The following is a 16,608-nucleotide window of genomic DNA, read 5'->3' as shown; positions in this document are numbered from 1 at the left end:
GCTACCTCATAAATGTTGTCGTGCCTTTTGCGCAGATTGAATCAATCGTAACAATTGGTCAGTGTCTTGTGCGGCCAATGCCTGATTAAATGCAGTCAGTTCCGCCATCAGTTGTTGCGTACTGGCAAGTACCGCTGCTTGATTACTCATTAAAACGTCCGTCCAAAGTTTGGGGTCACTGGCTGCAATGCGCGTGGTATCTTTAAAGCCACCGGCTACATATTGCCCAAAATCGGCCACATCCCCAAGTTGCTTAACCGCTGCATTCATCAACGCAAACGCCGCAATATGTGGCACATCACTAATCATCGCCATCAAGTGGTCATGGGTGGTTGTGTCAATCGTTTTAAAGTTCGCCTGTAAGGGCGCCAACAACGCTTGCAATGTCGATAAAGCAGCCTGCCCTTTTTGATTCGGGATGAGGAAATAGGGTGCTTGCTGGTATAACTGTGGGTTGGCGGCAGTCACCCCACTTAAATGCGTCCCTGCCATCGCATGTCCACCAATGAAGGCCACATGAGCGAGTTGCGTGGCTGCTACAGCCATAATGTCTCGTTTTGTCGAGCCAGTATCTGTGATGATGACATCCGATTTCAAAGGCAGCGACGCGAGTGTCTGTAATGCTTGGATAATCCCTGTCACGGGTGTTGCTAAAATAATGACGTCAGCTTGCGTAGCGACTGGCGCTAATTGTGATGCCGTTTCGGCAACAATTCCTTGGGCTAACGCTAGTTTTAACGTGTTTGGGTCTTGATCAACACCAATCACGTGATGCGCCGGTTGGGCGTTCAAACAAACCGCCAATGACGCCCCCATTTCTCCTAACCCTTGCACAACAATGTTCATCGCATCACCTGCATCAAATCGGCCAAAAATCCAGGATAAGAGACACTCATCGCATCTTCACCGGTCATCACAACATCTTGATGCGCAATCAAAGCGGCCACCGCATTCATCATACCAATCCGATGGTCCCCATGCGTCTCTAACAACGTGGACTCATTGCTACCATGTAGTGGTGTGCCACCGTGAATAATCATGCCATCCGGTAAGGCCTCAATATCTGCGCCCAACTTTGTTAATTCAGCAACCACCGTGGCAATACGATCTGTTTCTTTCACCCGCAGTTCAGCCGCACCCGAAATGACAGTATCCCCTTGTGCTTGCGTGGCAGCTAAGGCCAAAATGGGGATTTCGTCTACAGCGCTAGGAATATCTGCAGCGGTGATTTGTATCCCGTGTAACGGTTGGGCGCGCACTGTAATATCTGCAGTCGGTTCATAGCCGTCATTCACATGAGTCAGCGTTAAGTCAGCGCCCATCCGCCGTAGCAGACGCAAAACCCCATCGCGCGTTGGATTAATGCCCACATTTTTCAAAGTAATCTCAGAATTTGGGGTAATCAAGGCAGCCACAATGAAAAAGGCAGCACTGGAAATATCAGCTGGTACTACGACATGTTGGCCCATCAGTGTTGGCTGCTGTGACAAGGTAATGACGCCATGATCTGCCTGGATTTGACCGCCAAATTGGCGCAGCATGCGTTCAGTATGGTCACGTGAAGGCAATTTTTCAATAATAGTCGTCTGTCCCGCGGCTTGCATCCCAGCTAAAATAATGGCACTTTTAACTTGCGCAGACGCCACTGGCATCTCATAGGTGATACCGGTTAACGCTTGATTCGCATGAATCACACCTGGTAATTTATCACCATCGGTCAACGTAATTTGCGCCCCCATTTGTGATAACGGTGCTAACACACGTTGCATCGGTCGCTGACTTAATGAGCCATCCCCAAAAATTGTCATGTCAAAGGGCTGTTTACTCAACAACCCCATTAACAAGCGTGTGGAGGTCCCTGAATTTCCCATGTCTAATGGCGCGTTGGGCGCCTGAAAATGTTCAAGTCCTTGTCCTTGAATGCGGACATGTGTGCCGGTTTGTGTGATCTGAACCCCCAAGTCCTGAAAAATGCGCATGGTGTGTAACACATCATCAGAATCTAAGAAATTTTCAATTTCAGTCATGCCTTGGGCAATCGCCCCAAACATCAAGGCGCGGTGTGAAATAGATTTATCCCCAGGGACAGTTAGTTGCCCGTGTAAGCCCGTTGTCGGGGCGGGCGTTAATCGAATCATAGCCTCTCCTTTTTCCTGTTATCTGAAAATATCTTGTTAGAAACGACGAACTTCTTCACGGTAGGCCGCGACCTGTTCTTTCATCCGGTCAATATTGTCGGCATCAAACTTATCCAAAACGGCCTTAGCCAACTCAATGGCCACCATCGCTTCGGCAATCACCGCAGCTGCCGTCACCGCCGTCGTATCGGAACGTTCAATGGACGCTTTGTGATCTTGGTGGGTATCAATATCAACCGACTGCATTGGCCGATAAAGTGTTGGAATCGGCTTCACCACGCCACGCACCACAATCGCTTCCCCAGTTGTCATGCCACCTTCAAAGCCGCCTAAATTGTCTGAGCCACGATAGAAACCCTTTTCCGCATCCCAAAAAATTTCGTCCATCACTTGGTCGCCATATTTTTCAGCATTGTCAAAACCACCGCCAAATTGCACGCCTTTAAACGCGTTAATCCCGACAATAGCCCGTGCGATTTTACCGTCCAATTTTTCATCAGCTGAAACATAAGACCCTAAACCAACTGGCATGCCAGTTGCAATGACTTGGACCTGACCGCCGACCGTGTTGGCATCGCGTTTCGTTTTATCAATCACGTCACGAATCGCCGCATCGGCTGCAGCGTCAAGGGCGCGGGTTTCAAAGCTTTCCGTGACCTCACGTAAAGCTTGTAAGTCATGATACTGGGTTAACTGGCTCAAATCGGATTTAGCTGGCCCAACATTGACCACAAAACCATGAACATCCACGCCTATTTCAGCTAATAGTTTCTTAGCCACAGCACCGACCGCCACGCGCATCGTCGTTTCTCGGGCAGAGGAACGTTCTAACACATTTCGTAAATCATCATGGTGGCGGTATTTGATCCCCCCCACCAAATCAGCATGACCTGGTCTTGGTCGCAATACTTTCCGGAGCGTATTTTCCGGTGTAGCCGGCGTGTTAGGCGCCATAATTTTTGACCAGTTATTGTGATCATCATTGTGCACATTTAAAGTGATTGGTGAACCAAGCGTGTACTGATGCCGCACCCCTGTTAAAAAAGTGACCGTGTCTGTTTCAATCTTTTGACGCTCACCCCGACCATACCCGCGTTGGCGCCGTGCAAGTTGTTCGTTAATGTCTTCTTGGGTAAGGTGTAAGCCGGCAGGAATCCCTTCAATCACAGCAATTTCTTCTGGGCCATGGCTCTCGCCAGCAGTTGTATATCTCATCGTCTTATTATATGTTGCGCCCACAGGCGCAATTCCTTTCAAATCAAATTGATGCCATAAATTCCGGCATAGCGGATAACGCTTTGGGCACAATAACGGGTTGCCCAACCTCAGCGAGCGCAACCAGGTTCAAAGTACCGGCATGATTTTTCTTATCATTAACCAATCGGTCAAAGAAGGCTGGTGTGCCTAGCAAATCAGAGGTAATTGGCAGACCAACTGCCGTTAATCGAGATTGTAATGCTGGGACAAGATCAACTGGTGAAATGCCATCACGCGCCATGCGTTCAGTCAACGCCATCATACCAATCGCCACTGCTTCACCATGTCGCAGATCCCCATGTGCCAGTAATTCAATCGCATGACCTAACGTGTGGCCAAAGTTGAGGAACTGCCGCTGACCGGCTTCTTTTTCATCCGCCATCACGACCGCTGCTTTGTAAGCAATGGCGCGGGCTGATAATGCTTGCGCATGGGTGCGAATATCTGGGATGCTCCGAATCTTACCCGTCAAGTCAAAAAATTCAGATCCGGCTAACGCAGCCGTTTTCACCACTTCCGCATAGCCTTCCACTAAATCACGATCCGGCAAAGTAGCTAAGTAAGTCTGATCAACTAAGACCAAGTCAGGTTGATAAAAAGTGCCAGCAATATTTTTGGTTGCGCCTAAATTGACAGCAGTTTTACCACCAACTGATGAATCCACTTGCGCCGTCAACGAGGTTGCAATTTGAATATAGGCAATGCCACGCATATACAGTGATGCTACCACGCCAGCTAAATCACCAATCACGCCACCACCTAACGCCACCACCCCGTCACTGCGGGTAAATCCATGCTCGGCCAGGGCGCTTATTAGATCACCGGCAACTTGGAGCGATTTTGATTGTTCGCCAGCCGGCACTTCGAGTGGTAAAACATGAAAGCCGGCCGCTTCGAGTTGGCGTGTCGTATCGGCTAAATAAAGTGGCCCAACATGACTATCAGTAATTAGAGCGATTTGCCGTGATGACCAAACGGCTGCGACTTCGTCGCCAATGCGCGTGTGGTTATTATCATCAATTTTAACGTCATAAGCCTGTTGACCAACATTGACAGTTACAGTCGTCATGATCTTTCCTTTCTCACATGCCATATCATTGCGCCACTAAATCAGCTTGCACAACCTCACGCACCCGACGCGCTTTGTCCGCTAATGCGCTAAATTCTGCTGGGGTCAATGCTTGCGCCCCGTCAACAAAGGCATGCGCTGGATCATCATGAATCTCCGTCATCAAGCCCTGAGCCCCCGCTGCAATCGCTGCCAAAGCCAACGGTGCCACAAATTTTGCAACCCCAGCGGCATGTGAGGCATCAGCAATCACTGGAAAATGAGTCAAGCTCTGCAATACTGGAATCGCTGACACATCAATGGTGTTGCGCGTGTACTTATTATCGTAAGTGCGAATACCGCGTTCCATTAAAATAATTTGCGTATTCCCACCAGCCACAATGTATTCGGCGGCATTTAACAAGTCATCAATCGTGGCAGACATCCCGCGTTTCAAGACAACAGGCTTCCGCTTTTGTCCAAGAGCTTTCAACAAGGCAAAATTCTGCATATTGCGTGTGCCAACTTGGAAAATATCCGTGTACTGATCCACAAGCTCAACGTCACGGGTATCCAAAATCTCGGTGACCATATCCATCCCCAAAGCATCAGCAGCGGCACGATGCGCTTGAAGACCAGCTTCACCATTCCCTTGGTATGAGTAAGGTGATGTGCGTGGTTTAAAGGCCCCACCACGTAAAATCGTTGCCCCAGCCTTTTTAACGGCCTCACCCATGGTCATCACATGGTCCGGACTTTCAATGGCATCTGGCCCAGCCATAAAGACAAAATTGTCGCCGCCAATGACAGAATGCTTGGTCGTAATCACCGTGTCTTCTGGATGGAAGTCACGTGATGACGCAATGGCGGTATGGTGGTTAGTAATAACCTCAATAATGTCATTTTTAAAAGGTGCCAGTAGCTCATCTGATAATGTTTTAACGCCGGCTAATGCCACACGGTTGTTGTGGACAAATACCGGTTTAAGTGGATCACCTGTGCTCAGGTTATCGGCCAAATGTTGGGCAGTGGTATTGTTATTTGCAATAATAATCATATTGTTAATCCTCGAATTGTTTCTGCCATCAACTGGCGATCAGCTGGTTGGTTAAACCAGTATTCAAAACTTAATGCGCCCTGATTCACTAGCATCACCAACCCATTTTGCGTAGGTAATTGACGACTAGCAGCGGCGCGTAATAAGCCTGTTTGTTGGTTACGATAAATCATATCTACCACTAACGTGTGTTGTGGCAAGAGGCCAATTTGGTAATCCGTTAATAAGGTGCGGGCATCATTCATCCCTACCGTTGTAGCATTAATTAACAAATCGGCTTGTTGTAAAGCTGCTGAGAGTGTTTGATTATCAGCCAAATCGGCCAATTGCCCAATCCCTTGGCTGAGATATGCCACGGTTGTTTCCCGTTGTGACCAATCTAGATGCGCACGGTTAAACACGGTTAATTGCCGTACCCCGTATTGTGGTGCTGTTGCCATAACGGCACGCGCAGCGCCACCAGTGCCAAGCAACACCACCCGTTCATGTGGTTGGTTACGCGGGATACTTTGCCAAAAACCATCGCCATCCGTGCTCGTTCCAATCAAGCGTCCTTTTACATTTTTGACCGTATTCACCGCTTGCAGACGTTGCGCCAGTGGTGTGAGCTCATCTAAATACGGGATAATGGTTGATTTATGGGGGGTCGAAACATTGAACCCACCAACTGATAGGACCCGTAATCCTGCAACCGCAGCACCCAGTTGTTCGGGTGCAACATCAAATGCTTGATAATACGCATCGATTTGTCGTGCGGCGATCATCCTATTTTGCATCACTGGTGATAGCGAATGCATAGCCGGTTGGGCAACCAAACCATATATTGTCATACTAACTCCCTAAATATTGCGTAATTTTTTCAGTCAACACATCCACGGCCAAACCAACGTCTTCAAGAACGGTTTGCGGTGCAGCGCTCATGCCGAAATGATCAAGGCCAAATATCAAGCCATCATCGCCGGCAACAGCCTGCCAACCAAGCGTTGTGCCTGCTTCTATTATCACATTTTTAGCCTGGTCTTTGGGGATGATTGCAGCTTTTTTTGACTGATCAAGCGATAGAAAACGTTGTAAGTCTGGCATTGAAATGACCCGACTAGTCTGTGGGAGCTGTTGGCTAACAGCCAGTGCTAACTGCACTTCTGACCCTGTGGCAATCAAATTAACGACGGCCGCTGGTGCCGCGACAATTTGTGCGGCCCCAGCAATCATGGCCTGATGCGCTTGTGCTGGTGTGCCCTGTACACCTAAGCTGCCACGACTTAAGACTAAAACCGTGGGTGTATCTGTTGATAACAGGGCTTGGTGCCAGGCGGCCGCCACCTCTTCAGCTGTCCCGGGTCGTAAGACGTTCACCCCAGGAATCAGGCGCAACCCCATTAATTGTTCAACTGGTTGATGCGTCGGCCCATCTTCACCCACCGTGACACTGTCATGGGTAAAGACATAAATGACAGGGACGTGCTGCAAGGCACTCAAACGAATGGCGGCCTTCATATAGTCGGAGAATGCCAGAAATGTACTACCAAACACTTTGGTGCCACCGTGTAACCCAATCCCATTCATGACTGCGCCCATACCAAACTCTCTTACGCCAAATCCAATGTTACGACCCGTACGATTATTTGGCGCAAACAAGGATGAATCGGTAATCGTCGTTTGCGTGGAACTAGCTAAATCCGCAGCCCCACCCCACAACTGTGGCCAAGTTTGAGCGACTGTTTGTAACGTGATTTTTCCAATTGTGCGCGCTGCTTGGTGTTGCGCGGTAGCATTCAGGGTTGGTATTTGTCGACTCTGACATTGCGCAAATTCAAGATAAGCTTGTAACTCGGCAGCACTCGGCTTTGTTTGTTGTGCGAGACGCTGCATTATTTTGTTACGCATATGGGTAACGAGTGGCTCATCGAGGCTAAAGTTCGTCGTTAATGTGGTGCCTAAATTATCCGCTAAAGCGTTGAGTTGGGCCGGTGTTAGCGGCGTCCCGTGGGCTTGATGCGTCCCAGCATATGGTCCTGAATCACCAATGGTTGTCCGCACCGCAATCAACGTGGGTTCTGGTGACAATTTGGCATTTTCAATCGCATCATGAATGGCCGCTAAATCATTACCATCAGTAATGCGTCGTACATCCCAACCATAGCTGGCAAATCGGGCGACATTATCCGCCGTATCGGCCCGCGCCCGCTGGCCATCTAAGCTCACCTGATTATCATCGTAGAACACAATCAGTTTTGCCAGCGCCTGTTGGCCAGCCAGCGTCGCGACTTCATGACTGATGCCTTCCATTAAGTCACCATCCCCAACTAGCGCATAGGTGAAGTGGTCAATGACCGTTGGAAATTGGGCATGAAGTTTAGCTTCTGCCATCGCCATACCAACTGCCATGCCTAATCCTTGTCCCAGTGGCCCAGTGGTCGCATCCACGCCTGGTGTCACCCCCACTTCAGGATGCCCAGGTGTTTTTGAATGTGGTTGACGAAACGCGGCTAAATCAGCAGCCGATAGTGCAAAACCTGCGGCATGCAAAGTGGCGTACAGCAATGCTGCCCCATGACCTGCTGATAGCACAAACCGATCGCGATTAAGCGCCTCGGGTTGTGCCGGGTCAATCACCAATTGATTCGCATACAATTCATAGAGCATTGGCGCCGCTCCCAAAGCAATCCCTGGATGACCCGAGCCTGCTTTGGTAATCATTTGGTTAGCGAGTAATCGTAATTGATTAATCGTCTGCGTGGCAATATCAGGTTTTACTAATGTTTCGCTCATTATTCTTCCTCATAAAAAAATCGTGCAGGGTGTAACCCCCAGCACGATTTACCACAACAGTTCACCTGTTAAAATAAAAAGCCACTAAGTGTTACACTCCACTTAGTGACCCAACCTTGAAAAACCTCTGGCCGCTAAGTGCGTCGTTGACCGACGCACTTAACATGCGGCGGTACTACATAAACCAGAAGTAATAATAGCTATTGTTTTTCAAGATTGTATTGTTCATGATTTTTCTCGTTCCTATTTGATGCTCTTACTATAACGTTAAAAATGATAGTTGTCAACAATAAATTAAAAATAAGTGATAATTATTTAATATAGCGATGAATGACGGGATAAACAATCGCTACCACATAAACACCGATCAAGCGATCAAGGTAATCTGTCCCCACTTGAACCAAAAAGACTGCGACGACTTCATTAATGCCCATGCCATGCAGACTTTAAAAGACGTTAAGCAACTAGAGAAGCGCCTCGCTATTTTGGAGGAAGAAAACGAAATTTTATCACGCATAGCCTGACAGGCATTGAGCGGCCATCTTACTAGCCAAAAAATAGTCCGTAATGTGGGATTGCCGCTAGTTAATCAATTTTTAGCACAAGGCTACGCGCTTGTGCGTATTTTAAGTGCACTTAAAATCAAACCTAGTACCTATTACAACTGGCGCCATTGGCAGCCCAGTCGACAAGAAAAGCGTAGAGAATCCCTAAAACCTTATATTTTAGACGTTTGGAAAACCTTTAAATTTTATGGCTATCGTCGTATTGCTGCTTATAGTCAACTAAACAATGACTGTCCAAAAATATCTGAATATATGACACTCAAATTAATGCGTGAATTAGGGATTAGATCACGCATGCAAAAACATTATCGCAAACCCAAAACTGTTGTGACGGTTGATCAAAAACCCAATCTGATTAGACATTTGCATGATTTAAGCGGTGTTTGGCAAACAGATATCACTTATATTCAGTTGACTAATCATAGATGGGTCTATTTAGCGACCGTTTTGGATCCTGAGAAGAGAAAAGTATTGGGCTCTAAAATTGGCGATACAATGACAGCCGAGCTAGCCACAAGTGCCTTACAGATGGCGTTAGATAAGCATCGAAAGCCAGTCATTATTCATTCAGATATGGGGTCACAATACACGAGTGCTGAGTTTAATATTAAATGTCAAAATTATGGCTTGAAACATTCATATTCACTCAAAGGCCATCCGTACGATAATGGCCGTATGGAAGCGTTTCATTCAATATTGAAGCGTGAAGAGGTTTATTTGAAGGCATACCAAACATTAACTGAAGTCCAAGCAGCCATTGGTTGGTATATCAATTTTTATAATCGAAATCGTATCTCAAATGTCGCCTAATTAACTGAATAAAAATAGTCCAATTTATTGACTTCTGAGCAAATGTCGCTGTATTCGTTAGCAAACAGCATCGGTAAGCGTTTAAGGGCTAAATTACCGTGGGCAACCATGACACCGATCTTATCGAATTGAAATGCCAGCCGTTCAGTGTTAGGAACGTTTTCAAACACAACCTGTGGGAACTTCTTACTCAACCCCCATACAAACATGTACTGGCTATCTGTATCATGGTTTCCAGAAACAGCCTTAACTTCAACATTACCGCTATATTTAAGCGACAATTCAATCAGCGAGCTGAAGAACTCTTCTGCTTCGTTTAAAGCTCTAATTGTTTTTACAAGGTCGAGTTGCGTATTACTGGAAGTTTGAGACTTTGTTATAAAGTCAGAATGAAGTACGTCACCGCCAATGATGATTTCAATGTTTTTATGACCTGATTTCAAAATGTTTGCAATCTGTTGCAAATGCCCCTGCAATTTATCAATACGTGTAATACCAAAGTGCATATCAAACAGCGGGATAAGAATGCTGTTATGACCTTTAGTGACGTTGCTGACTTTAACAGGCTTAATATCACGGTTAAAAACAGATAACGCATCATCAATTGATACTTTCCCAACCTTAGGCTTAACCGTAATCTTAGACTGATATAAATCAATCAAGCCATTCTCTTGGCTATTTTGTTGCCAAAAGTTGTTGCGGGCCGAAATAATATCCCATTCAGTTGGATCAAAGCCGTGCGCTCTCAAAACGAAATCAGGGTCTTTAGCCTGTTCACTTGTCATCTGCAATGTAGTTGATGATGATTGACTGCCGTCTTTATTTAGCACAATCTCAGTACCACGCGCTACATCTTTAATCTTGGTTTCTTTAACAGGTGTATGAGTGGCGCCTTTTCTGTATCTTTGCACTGACCGCCGACTAACATTTAAACCGTAATGATCATAAAAATAGTCGATAACCTGACGCGTATTCATGCCTTGTGTATATAATTTTTTAACCAGTGACTTGTATTCATCGGTCCATTTAAAATACGCCATACTAAAACCTCACGTGCTTACGATAATTAATGTTCCGATTGTCGTAAATTTCTGCTTTTACTTGCGCTCTGGAACGTTCATGCCGTTCAACACTCTGACGTCTAGTATTTTCAGCGTGTTCTTTGTTCACTTTGGTCGCGTTATGGATATGCCTTAAACGTTTCTTCGTTTCTTCATCCATGATTTTCTCCAATAAAAAAACACCCGTTAAGGTGTTAGTGTTTGTTACCTAAAACTCACGCATATGTTTTTGGTAATTAATATTCTTATTCTCAAACAGCTCAGAACGCGCCTTTTGACGCTGCAATGTTCCCCGTTTTTTTGGCATCTTTTTTTGTCGTGTATTTACTTCTGCCGATCGAGTGGACCGCCTAATAAGTCTCAAATCGTCTTCATTCATGATGTTCTCCAAATAAAAAAAATCAAATGTGACTAAAATCTATTTTATCACAATTTCTTTGGTTATGTACGACCGGCAGGCAAGCTGGTCATTAAGTTGTGTTTGCGTTTCCGCAACGACAGGACAGGGAGTCGCACCCTGTAACCGATATTTCTAACCCAAAACGACTCAAATTCTGGGGCGCTCTTGCGCAACCTGCCAAAGACGTGGTGAGGATTTGCACCCCACAGTTTTAAGACTTTCGATTGTTCTAGTTGTCTTGCTTTACCTTTTCCGCCACACGTCTCGTTTTTATGCACCGGTGCAGTGCAATGTGAATGATCAGGACTCGAACCTGACGCGTTGCCATACATTCACCCCAGAGTTTACCTAACTAGTATGGAGTCGCTTTCAAATGAAGTCGCAACTCAGATAAAATCTGTATCGTATTATACCACCTCGTCAGGCGAATGGTCACACACAGAATTGAACTACAATCTCTGGGACTTCACTCCAGCGCTCTACCATTTGAGCTATATGACCAAATTTGGGTGCTGGCTCACTCTGTACCGGTGTCTTACTAACCAGCTCCCAAATATGCTTTTAGGGATGAGCAATAACCCGCTTTGTTTAATCTTTCGATAATACTAATTTACACCTGTTTTTATGTATAAAAAGCCATAAAACAGCTCGTAATATACATCTGTCTATAATACTGCTCCTAAAATGTGCTTAACCTCCACCCGCCAAGACTTCGCAGTGCTTTCTCCGATGTGAAATTGCTGCGCTACCTTTACCCACGTGACAGACTTGCTTGCATAATAATACGCAACTACTTTCTGCTTGTCAGGTTCAAATGTCGCTATCCAGCGTTTGACATCTTCCTTTTGCTTAATTAGCATCTGCAGTGTCTTGTCGCTTTCCAAGCGTATCATCATATCGTCTAATGGTCGTGCGTGTTTATTTAAGGCTTTACCACCGCCGATATTTTCGTCAACCGGCCCGCGATCATTTCGCAATTCGTACTCACGTTGTCTAATTTTTAAATCGAGACGACCAGAAAAGTAGTCTCTCAAAATACTATCTATCCTATCTGCCATGATCTCCTTTCTTACATTGCGTTCTAACCCACCTAATTTGACATATAACGCGTTTTAATTACACAGGTGTGTAAATGTGTCACTTGTGCTTAAAGTGGTCTAAAATTAATTTATATACCGATATAAATCCAACCATTGTAATTGCTAGTTGCAAAACGTCTCGTAAGTTATTTCCGATTTCAATCATGTTTCACACCTCATCTTCTAACAAAACCGGCAACAAACCGATAGCTTGACCACCATATCGTTTAGCTGTATCAAAAACATATTCTTTTGAAAACCAAAAGGCATCTCTTGCGTGAAACGTAATTTTGTATTTTGATTCAGATAAAATTGACGCGTTATGATCTTTTGCTAGATAGCCGTTACCGATTTTTACAACATATGCAACATATTCACTCATCTCTACACCTCCACTGGTGTTGCTCGACCCATCTTAAACACTTGCGTCTTCAACTTAGGCATGTGGAACATCTGCGTGTTCGCATTAGCTACCGCGTCTTCTAGGTTGCTGTAACTACTGCCTGACGTCTCCCATGGGTCGTTGTCTGAATAACGATAGCCAACTATGAATACCTGCTTGTCTACTACTTTCATTTCACACCATCCGTAAACCTATCTAGTGTAAGATCGAGTGCCATTGCAATCTTGGCAAGCGAACTAAAGTACGGGTCGCGTCGTTGTCCGCTAACAATCACCCTGACGTTTGTTGGATCACTTAGACCTGCTCGTCTGGCTACTTCGCTATAAGTGTATTCATTGTCTATCATGGCCTGTGCGATAACTCGCCCATAATGGGTGTTGTATACAGAATTTGCGTAATAATACAATAATTCTTTCTTTGATGAGGTTCTGAAAGCACGTTTTGTTACCATATCAATCACCAACCCTTCCGTAGTCACCGACCACGATCGCTTTCTTATCTGGCGCCGTGAGGGATAGTGTACCGTTCAGCTTTTCAGCTTGCGCACTAGCTCCCTCGAACGTATCGAAAGTTTCAATTGTGTGTCCGTCAATTCTCACGTCATATTTCATGTGTTGCCTCCATTTCATAAATTTCAAGTCGCGGATTCGCCTTATCAAGATAAAAATCATGATCAAACCCGCCAATATTTTTAACGTTGTCGTTTTCCAGGAATGTTTTGCCGTGTAACTTAGCTGTTAGCATGCCGTCAAAGATGAACTTTTGTGTAAACGTCCAGTTGTCTGGGTCAATTCTGCGGTCTGGCAAGTACCAGTCGAATTTCAGTTTAGCCGGCCACGTGAACATCACACCATCCACCATCGACTGTAGGAACACGCTGCGTGTATAAGCTGTACCAACTCGCTTTAACTTAGCGCCTAGATACCTATTCTTGCGTTCTGCTTCAATATACTTGTTCAACGTCAACGGCCGTAAATGCGTTAAATCTAGCGTGATTTTGTTCATTCTATCTTCCTACCAGCAAATCTCCGGACTTGTAAGATATTAAATCCATAGTTACTCTCCCTTTCCACCAAAGCGTCTGCCTCGGCTTTCTAATTCCTTGATAATCTCTGCTGTCACTCGCACGCCGTTGACGTGATACTTTGCTTTAAACGCACTTAACCCAATTTTGTGCAATTCCATGTGGTGCGTGTGGCTTAGGCTAAATACCGTGTTGCCGATGTTGCTGATCTTGTCACGGTCACGCCCCATGCCGACTGTGTGTTCGCCGTGGGCCAACTCAACCGGTCGTGAGCCGTCTAGTACGTCAAATCCCTCAATAAGCGCCCGATACTCCCAATGTGCAATGTCTTCCGGTTCTAATGCGTCCAGTGGTTTAAAACTCAAAGGCACGTTGTGATCGGCTACGAAGTCCAACATGAACGTTATGAGACCAGCCGCTACCGACTTTTCAACGTCTCGCAGTGAAATTGTGTCCAACTCTTGCCAATACTCGTAAGCCAACTTGAACCACTGCTTGATGTATTCCGGTGCATCGCCAGACCACTTAGCGATGTCGTTAAACATGGCATAGATAAACCGCCTTTGCTTAGAGCTAATCTCACGGTCATCTCTCACTTGAATTTCAACCAACGTTTGCTTAAAAAGTTGAAACGTTGATAAAAACTGGTTAGCACTTTCTTCGTCTTTAAACCTGAATATTATTTCGTTACCGGATTTTTGTGTTGGGTACGCCTGAAACTCTCTCATGGCGTCACCAGTTAGAAGGGCAGCGCATCGTCTGAAATGTCGATTTGTTTTTTACCCGCTGCCGCAAACGGATCAACGCTATCTAAGTTGCTTTGTGTTTGCGTTGCGCCTCGTGGATCAAGCAAATCAAAACTTGTTGCATTTAGCTCGTTCACGTAAACACGTTGCCCGTTGTTGTTCTCGTAGTTCCGCGTCTGCCACTCGCCACCTAATCCAACTTGTGACCCTTTGTGTGTGTAGTTAGCAAAGTTTTCAGCCGTCTTGCCCCACATCACGAAGTTGATGAAGTCTGCATCAGGTTGACCTTCCGACTTAAACCGCCGATTAACCGCAATAGATCCGCTGGCCACTGCTTTACCCGATTGTGTGTAGCGTAATTCGATGTCTTTTGTTAGTCGTCCTGTTAAATTAACTTGGTTCATTTGCTTTTTCCTCTGCTTTCTTGTGCCATTCAGTTACTTTTGCTAGTAGCGCTTTGTAATTGTCTTCTGTAACAAATTTCAATGCCGCGACATTTGCTGCTTTTAGCGTGAACGCCATCATGTCTTGTCCGCTAAGTTGAGATGTGTCTGTGATCAACTTTTCCAACAAGACCAACTTTTCTTGTGAGATAGTCTTAGGTGTGGCTGGCTTGCGATTTGAGCCACTTGCACCGTTGCCATCATCATCAACATCACTTGCGATACCAAACGCCATAGACAGGCTATAACGGCGTGCATACGTAAGTGCCGACCCTTCCGCTTGCGCCGAGTTCGTCCCGCGGTTTCCTAGGTCGTCTGCTACTTTTGAGCCTGCCAAGTCCAATGTCTCGCCATAACCGATAATTCGCGTGAACATCACGCCGTCTTGCACAATGTTTGTGAAAAAGAACTTAGCCCCAGATACCTTACGCGCTTTGACGATTGCATTGATAACCGCGTCCAATGTCACGTAGCTAGATTTGAACATTGGATTGCTCGCATCTTTTTTGGGTTGTTCGATGTTGTTTTGTGTTTCGGCCAATGCCTCATACAAGCTATTAAAATCAGTCATATTTCACCCTTTTCTGTGTGTCATAAATGACAACCTTTTCTAAGTCTGCCTTGATAGCTTCACCGTACTGCTTTTCTAGTTGTGTCGGTGTCTTGACCTGAACGGCACCCCAACCGTACTTTTTGACGAATGCCTTCTTTAACTTCTCATCATCGGCAGCTAGTGATTTCCGTGTAGCCTCTGTGTAACTGATGCCTTTAATCTCCACGCCGTCATCAAGCTTTGCTTTCACCGCATCCTCAACGTTTTTCATCGGTGTTTTCAAAGACTTAATCGCATACGCCAGATCATGTAATGCCTCTGAAGACATCTTTTCAACCGTTTTTTTATCTCGCAGCATGTCTAAGTGCTCAGAAGTCAATAAATTGGACTATTTTTATTCAGTTAATTAGGCGACATTTGAGATACGATTGCGATTATAAAAATTGATATACCAACCAATGGCTGCTTGGACTTCAGTTAATGTTTGGTATGCCTTCAAATAAACCTCTTCACGCTTCAATATTGAATGAAACGCCTCCATACGGCCATTATCGTACGGATGGCCTTTGAGTGAATAAGAATGTTTCAAGCCATAATTTTGGCATTTAATATTAAACTCAGCACTCGGGTATTGTGACCCCATATCTGAATGAATAATGAGTGGCTTTCGATGCTTATCTAACGCCATCTGCAAGGCACTTGTGGCTAGCTCGGCTGTCATTGTATCGCCAATTTTATAGCCCAATACTTTTCTCTTCTCAGGATCCAAAACGGTCGCTAAATAGACCCATCTGTGATTAGTCAACTGAATATAAGTGATATCTGTTTGCCAAACACCACTCAAATCATGCAAGTGTCTAATCAGATTGGGCCTTTGATCGACCGTCACCACAGTTTTTGGCTTGCGATAACGTTTTTGCATGCGTGATCTAATCCCTAATTCACGCATTAATTTGAGTGTCATATATTCAGATATTTTTGGACAGTCATTGTTTAGGTGACTATAAGCAGCAATACGACGATAGCCATAAAATTTAAAGGTTTTCCAAACGTCTAAAATATAAGGTTTCAGGGATTCTCTACGCTTTTCTTGTCGACTGGGCTGCCAATGGCGCCAATTGTAATAGGTACTAGATTTGATTTTAAGTGCACTTAAAATACGCACAAGCGCGTAGCCTTGTGCTAAAAATTGATTAACTAGCGGCAATCCCACATTACGGACTATTTTTTGGCTAGTAAGATGGCCGCTCA

General features: G+C 45.4%; 21 protein-coding genes, 1 tRNA gene and 1 pseudogene. 1 reads left to right on the top strand and 22 read right to left on the bottom strand.

The window, feature by feature from the left end; all coding sequences use genetic code 11:
• Window positions 1-6 precede the first annotated feature (6 nt).
• The 8 genes and pseudogenes from A9176_RS06130 to A9176_RS08745 all read right to left on the bottom strand — a co-directional run.
• A complete protein-coding gene (locus A9176_RS06130; protein ID WP_029509308.1) occupies window positions 7-846 on the bottom strand; it encodes a prephenate dehydrogenase in 840 nt (279 codons plus the stop codon).
• A complete protein-coding gene (gene aroA, locus A9176_RS06125) occupies window positions 843-2,138 on the bottom strand; it encodes a 3-phosphoshikimate 1-carboxyvinyltransferase (RefSeq protein WP_077282623.1) in 1,296 nt (431 codons plus the stop codon). Before aroA ends, A9176_RS06130 begins: the two co-directional genes overlap by 4 nt.
• Window positions 2,139-2,174: 36 nt before the next feature.
• Complete coding sequence (gene aroC / locus A9176_RS06120) at window positions 2,175-3,353, bottom strand: chorismate synthase (protein WP_048701894.1); 1,179 nt, start codon at window positions 3,351-3,353, stop codon at window positions 2,175-2,177.
• A 43-nt stretch (window positions 3,354-3,396) separates the two neighbouring features.
• Window positions 3,397-4,464: a 3-dehydroquinate synthase gene (gene aroB / locus A9176_RS06115; protein WP_077282621.1), complete on the bottom strand. Its 1,068-nt coding sequence runs from the start codon at window positions 4,462-4,464 to the stop codon at window positions 3,397-3,399.
• Window positions 4,465-4,489: 25 nt separating this feature from the next.
• Entirely contained in the window at window positions 4,490-5,500 is a 1,011-nt protein-coding gene (gene aroF, locus A9176_RS06110; RefSeq protein ID WP_077282619.1) for a 3-deoxy-7-phosphoheptulonate synthase, read from the bottom strand.
• Window positions 5,497-6,330 carry a shikimate dehydrogenase family protein gene (locus A9176_RS06105; protein WP_077282617.1) on the bottom strand — a complete coding sequence of 278 codons (834 nt, stop codon included), beginning with the start codon at window positions 6,328-6,330 and terminating at the stop codon, window positions 5,497-5,499. Before A9176_RS06105 ends, aroF begins: the two co-directional genes overlap by 4 nt.
• Before the next feature lies 1 nt (window position 6,331).
• Window positions 6,332-8,272, bottom strand: coding sequence for a transketolase family protein (locus A9176_RS06100; RefSeq protein ID WP_077282615.1), 1,941 nt, complete (start codon window positions 8,270-8,272; stop codon window positions 6,332-6,334).
• A 311-nt stretch (window positions 8,273-8,583) separates the two neighbouring features.
• Window positions 8,584-8,688: pseudogene (locus tag A9176_RS08745) on the bottom strand (ECF transporter S component); the annotation flags it as partial.
• A gap of 153 nt (window positions 8,689-8,841) precedes the next feature.
• On the opposite strand from A9176_RS08745, the gene A9176_RS06095 reads away from it, so the two are divergent.
• Window positions 8,842-9,648 carry an IS3 family transposase gene (locus A9176_RS06095; protein ID WP_198150922.1) on the top strand — a complete coding sequence of 269 codons (807 nt, stop codon included), beginning with the start codon at window positions 8,842-8,844 and terminating at the stop codon, window positions 9,646-9,648.
• Here A9176_RS06095 and A9176_RS06090 read toward each other — a convergent pair.
• The 14 genes from A9176_RS06090 to A9176_RS06030 form a co-directional block, all read right to left on the bottom strand.
• Window positions 9,645-10,688, bottom strand: a complete 1,044-nt coding sequence (locus A9176_RS06090; protein WP_077282611.1) for a metallophosphoesterase — start codon at window positions 10,686-10,688, stop codon at window positions 9,645-9,647. The genes A9176_RS06095 and A9176_RS06090 overlap by 4 nt on opposite strands.
• A 1-nt stretch (window position 10,689) precedes the next feature.
• Window positions 10,690-10,869 carry a hypothetical protein gene (locus A9176_RS06085; protein ID WP_077282609.1) on the bottom strand — a complete coding sequence of 60 codons (180 nt, stop codon included), beginning with the start codon at window positions 10,867-10,869 and terminating at the stop codon, window positions 10,690-10,692.
• Window positions 10,870-10,917: 48 nt separating this feature from the next.
• A complete protein-coding gene (locus tag A9176_RS08740; RefSeq protein WP_157093700.1) occupies window positions 10,918-11,088 on the bottom strand; it encodes a hypothetical protein in 171 nt (56 codons plus the stop codon).
• Window positions 11,089-11,538: 450 nt separating this feature from the next.
• Window positions 11,539-11,610: transfer RNA gene (locus tag A9176_RS06080), tRNA-Phe, on the bottom strand.
• Window positions 11,611-11,774: 164 nt separating this feature from the next.
• Window positions 11,775-12,167, bottom strand: a complete 393-nt coding sequence (locus A9176_RS06075) for a DUF722 domain-containing protein (protein ID WP_077282607.1) — start codon at window positions 12,165-12,167, stop codon at window positions 11,775-11,777.
• Window positions 12,168-12,357: 190 nt separating this feature from the next.
• Window positions 12,358-12,570 carry a hypothetical protein gene (locus A9176_RS06070; protein ID WP_077282605.1) on the bottom strand — a complete coding sequence of 71 codons (213 nt, stop codon included), beginning with the start codon at window positions 12,568-12,570 and terminating at the stop codon, window positions 12,358-12,360.
• 190 nt (window positions 12,571-12,760) lie between these two features.
• A complete protein-coding gene (locus A9176_RS06060) occupies window positions 12,761-13,042 on the bottom strand; it encodes a helix-turn-helix domain-containing protein (RefSeq protein ID WP_077282601.1) in 282 nt (93 codons plus the stop codon).
• A gap of 1 nt (window position 13,043) precedes the next feature.
• Window positions 13,044-13,202, bottom strand: a complete 159-nt coding sequence (locus A9176_RS08735) for a hypothetical protein (protein WP_157093699.1) — start codon at window positions 13,200-13,202, stop codon at window positions 13,044-13,046.
• The gene (locus tag A9176_RS06055) at window positions 13,192-13,596 is read right to left on the bottom strand and encodes a dTDP-glucose pyrophosphorylase (RefSeq protein ID WP_077282599.1); all 405 of its coding nucleotides are present in this window, start codon (window positions 13,594-13,596) and stop codon (window positions 13,192-13,194) included. The genes A9176_RS08735 and A9176_RS06055 overlap by 11 nt, the downstream gene beginning before the upstream one ends.
• Window positions 13,597-13,647: 51 nt before the next feature.
• Window positions 13,648-14,343 carry a putative HNHc nuclease gene (locus A9176_RS06050; RefSeq protein ID WP_077282596.1) on the bottom strand — a complete coding sequence of 232 codons (696 nt, stop codon included), beginning with the start codon at window positions 14,341-14,343 and terminating at the stop codon, window positions 13,648-13,650.
• Between the two features lie 11 nt (window positions 14,344-14,354).
• Window positions 14,355-14,765 carry a single-stranded DNA-binding protein gene (locus A9176_RS06045; RefSeq protein WP_077282594.1) on the bottom strand — a complete coding sequence of 137 codons (411 nt, stop codon included), beginning with the start codon at window positions 14,763-14,765 and terminating at the stop codon, window positions 14,355-14,357.
• On the bottom strand, window positions 14,752-15,375 hold the full coding sequence (locus A9176_RS06040) for an ERF family protein (protein WP_077282592.1): 624 nt from the start codon (window positions 15,373-15,375) through the stop codon (window positions 14,752-14,754). The genes A9176_RS06045 and A9176_RS06040 overlap by 14 nt, the downstream gene beginning before the upstream one ends.
• On the bottom strand, window positions 15,368-15,715 hold the full coding sequence (locus A9176_RS06035) for a hypothetical protein (protein ID WP_077282590.1): 348 nt from the start codon (window positions 15,713-15,715) through the stop codon (window positions 15,368-15,370). Before A9176_RS06035 ends, A9176_RS06040 begins: the two co-directional genes overlap by 8 nt.
• A 48-nt stretch (window positions 15,716-15,763) precedes the next feature.
• Window positions 15,764-16,570 carry an IS3 family transposase gene (locus A9176_RS06030; protein ID WP_198150921.1) on the bottom strand — a complete coding sequence of 269 codons (807 nt, stop codon included), beginning with the start codon at window positions 16,568-16,570 and terminating at the stop codon, window positions 15,764-15,766.
• Between the last annotated feature and the right edge of the window lie 38 nt (window positions 16,571-16,608).

This window comes from Leuconostoc garlicum (assembly GCF_001998805.1).
In the GTDB taxonomy this organism is placed as follows: domain Bacteria; phylum Bacillota; class Bacilli; order Lactobacillales; family Lactobacillaceae; genus Leuconostoc; species Leuconostoc lactis.
This window is presented reverse-complemented; position numbering and strand designations above follow the sequence as displayed.

What these genes read in the sequence shown, in the direction of transcription:
- A9176_RS06130 (WP_029509308.1), bottom strand. Translation starts at nt 846, where the DNA reads ATGAACATTGTTGTGCAAGGGTTAGGAGAAATGGGGGCGTCATTGGCG.
- aroA (WP_077282623.1), bottom strand. Translation starts at nt 2,138, where the DNA reads ATGATTCGATTAACGCCCGCCCCGACAACGGGCTTACACGGGCAACTA.
- aroC (WP_048701894.1), bottom strand. Translation starts at nt 3,353, where the DNA reads ATGAGATATACAACTGCTGGCGAGAGCCATGGCCCAGAAGAAATTGCT.
- aroB (WP_077282621.1), bottom strand. Translation starts at nt 4,464, where the DNA reads ATGACGACTGTAACTGTCAATGTTGGTCAACAGGCTTATGACGTTAAA.
- aroF (WP_077282619.1), bottom strand. Translation starts at nt 5,500, where the DNA reads ATGATTATTATTGCAAATAACAATACCACTGCCCAACATTTGGCCGAT.
- A9176_RS06105 (WP_077282617.1), bottom strand. Translation starts at nt 6,330, where the DNA reads ATGACAATATATGGTTTGGTTGCCCAACCGGCTATGCATTCGCTATCA.
- A9176_RS06100 (WP_077282615.1), bottom strand. Translation starts at nt 8,272, where the DNA reads ATGAGCGAAACATTAGTAAAACCTGATATTGCCACGCAGACGATTAAT.
- A9176_RS06090 (WP_077282611.1), bottom strand. Translation starts at nt 10,688, where the DNA reads ATGGCGTATTTTAAATGGACCGATGAATACAAGTCACTGGTTAAAAAA.
- A9176_RS06085 (WP_077282609.1), bottom strand. Translation starts at nt 10,869, where the DNA reads ATGGATGAAGAAACGAAGAAACGTTTAAGGCATATCCATAACGCGACC.
- A9176_RS08740 (WP_157093700.1), bottom strand. Translation starts at nt 11,088, where the DNA reads ATGAATGAAGACGATTTGAGACTTATTAGGCGGTCCACTCGATCGGCA.
- A9176_RS06075 (WP_077282607.1), bottom strand. Translation starts at nt 12,167, where the DNA reads ATGGCAGATAGGATAGATAGTATTTTGAGAGACTACTTTTCTGGTCGT.
- A9176_RS06070 (WP_077282605.1), bottom strand. Translation starts at nt 12,570, where the DNA reads ATGAGTGAATATGTTGCATATGTTGTAAAAATCGGTAACGGCTATCTA.
- A9176_RS06060 (WP_077282601.1), bottom strand. Translation starts at nt 13,042, where the DNA reads ATGGTAACAAAACGTGCTTTCAGAACCTCATCAAAGAAAGAATTATTG.
- A9176_RS08735 (WP_157093699.1), bottom strand. Translation starts at nt 13,202, where the DNA reads ATGAAATATGACGTGAGAATTGACGGACACACAATTGAAACTTTCGAT.
- A9176_RS06055 (WP_077282599.1), bottom strand. Translation starts at nt 13,596, where the DNA reads ATGAACAAAATCACGCTAGATTTAACGCATTTACGGCCGTTGACGTTG.
- A9176_RS06050 (WP_077282596.1), bottom strand. Translation starts at nt 14,343, where the DNA reads ATGAGAGAGTTTCAGGCGTACCCAACACAAAAATCCGGTAACGAAATA.
- A9176_RS06045 (WP_077282594.1), bottom strand. Translation starts at nt 14,765, where the DNA reads ATGAACCAAGTTAATTTAACAGGACGACTAACAAAAGACATCGAATTA.
- A9176_RS06040 (WP_077282592.1), bottom strand. Translation starts at nt 15,375, where the DNA reads ATGACTGATTTTAATAGCTTGTATGAGGCATTGGCCGAAACACAAAAC.
- A9176_RS06035 (WP_077282590.1), bottom strand. Translation starts at nt 15,715, where the DNA reads ATGCTGCGAGATAAAAAAACGGTTGAAAAGATGTCTTCAGAGGCATTA.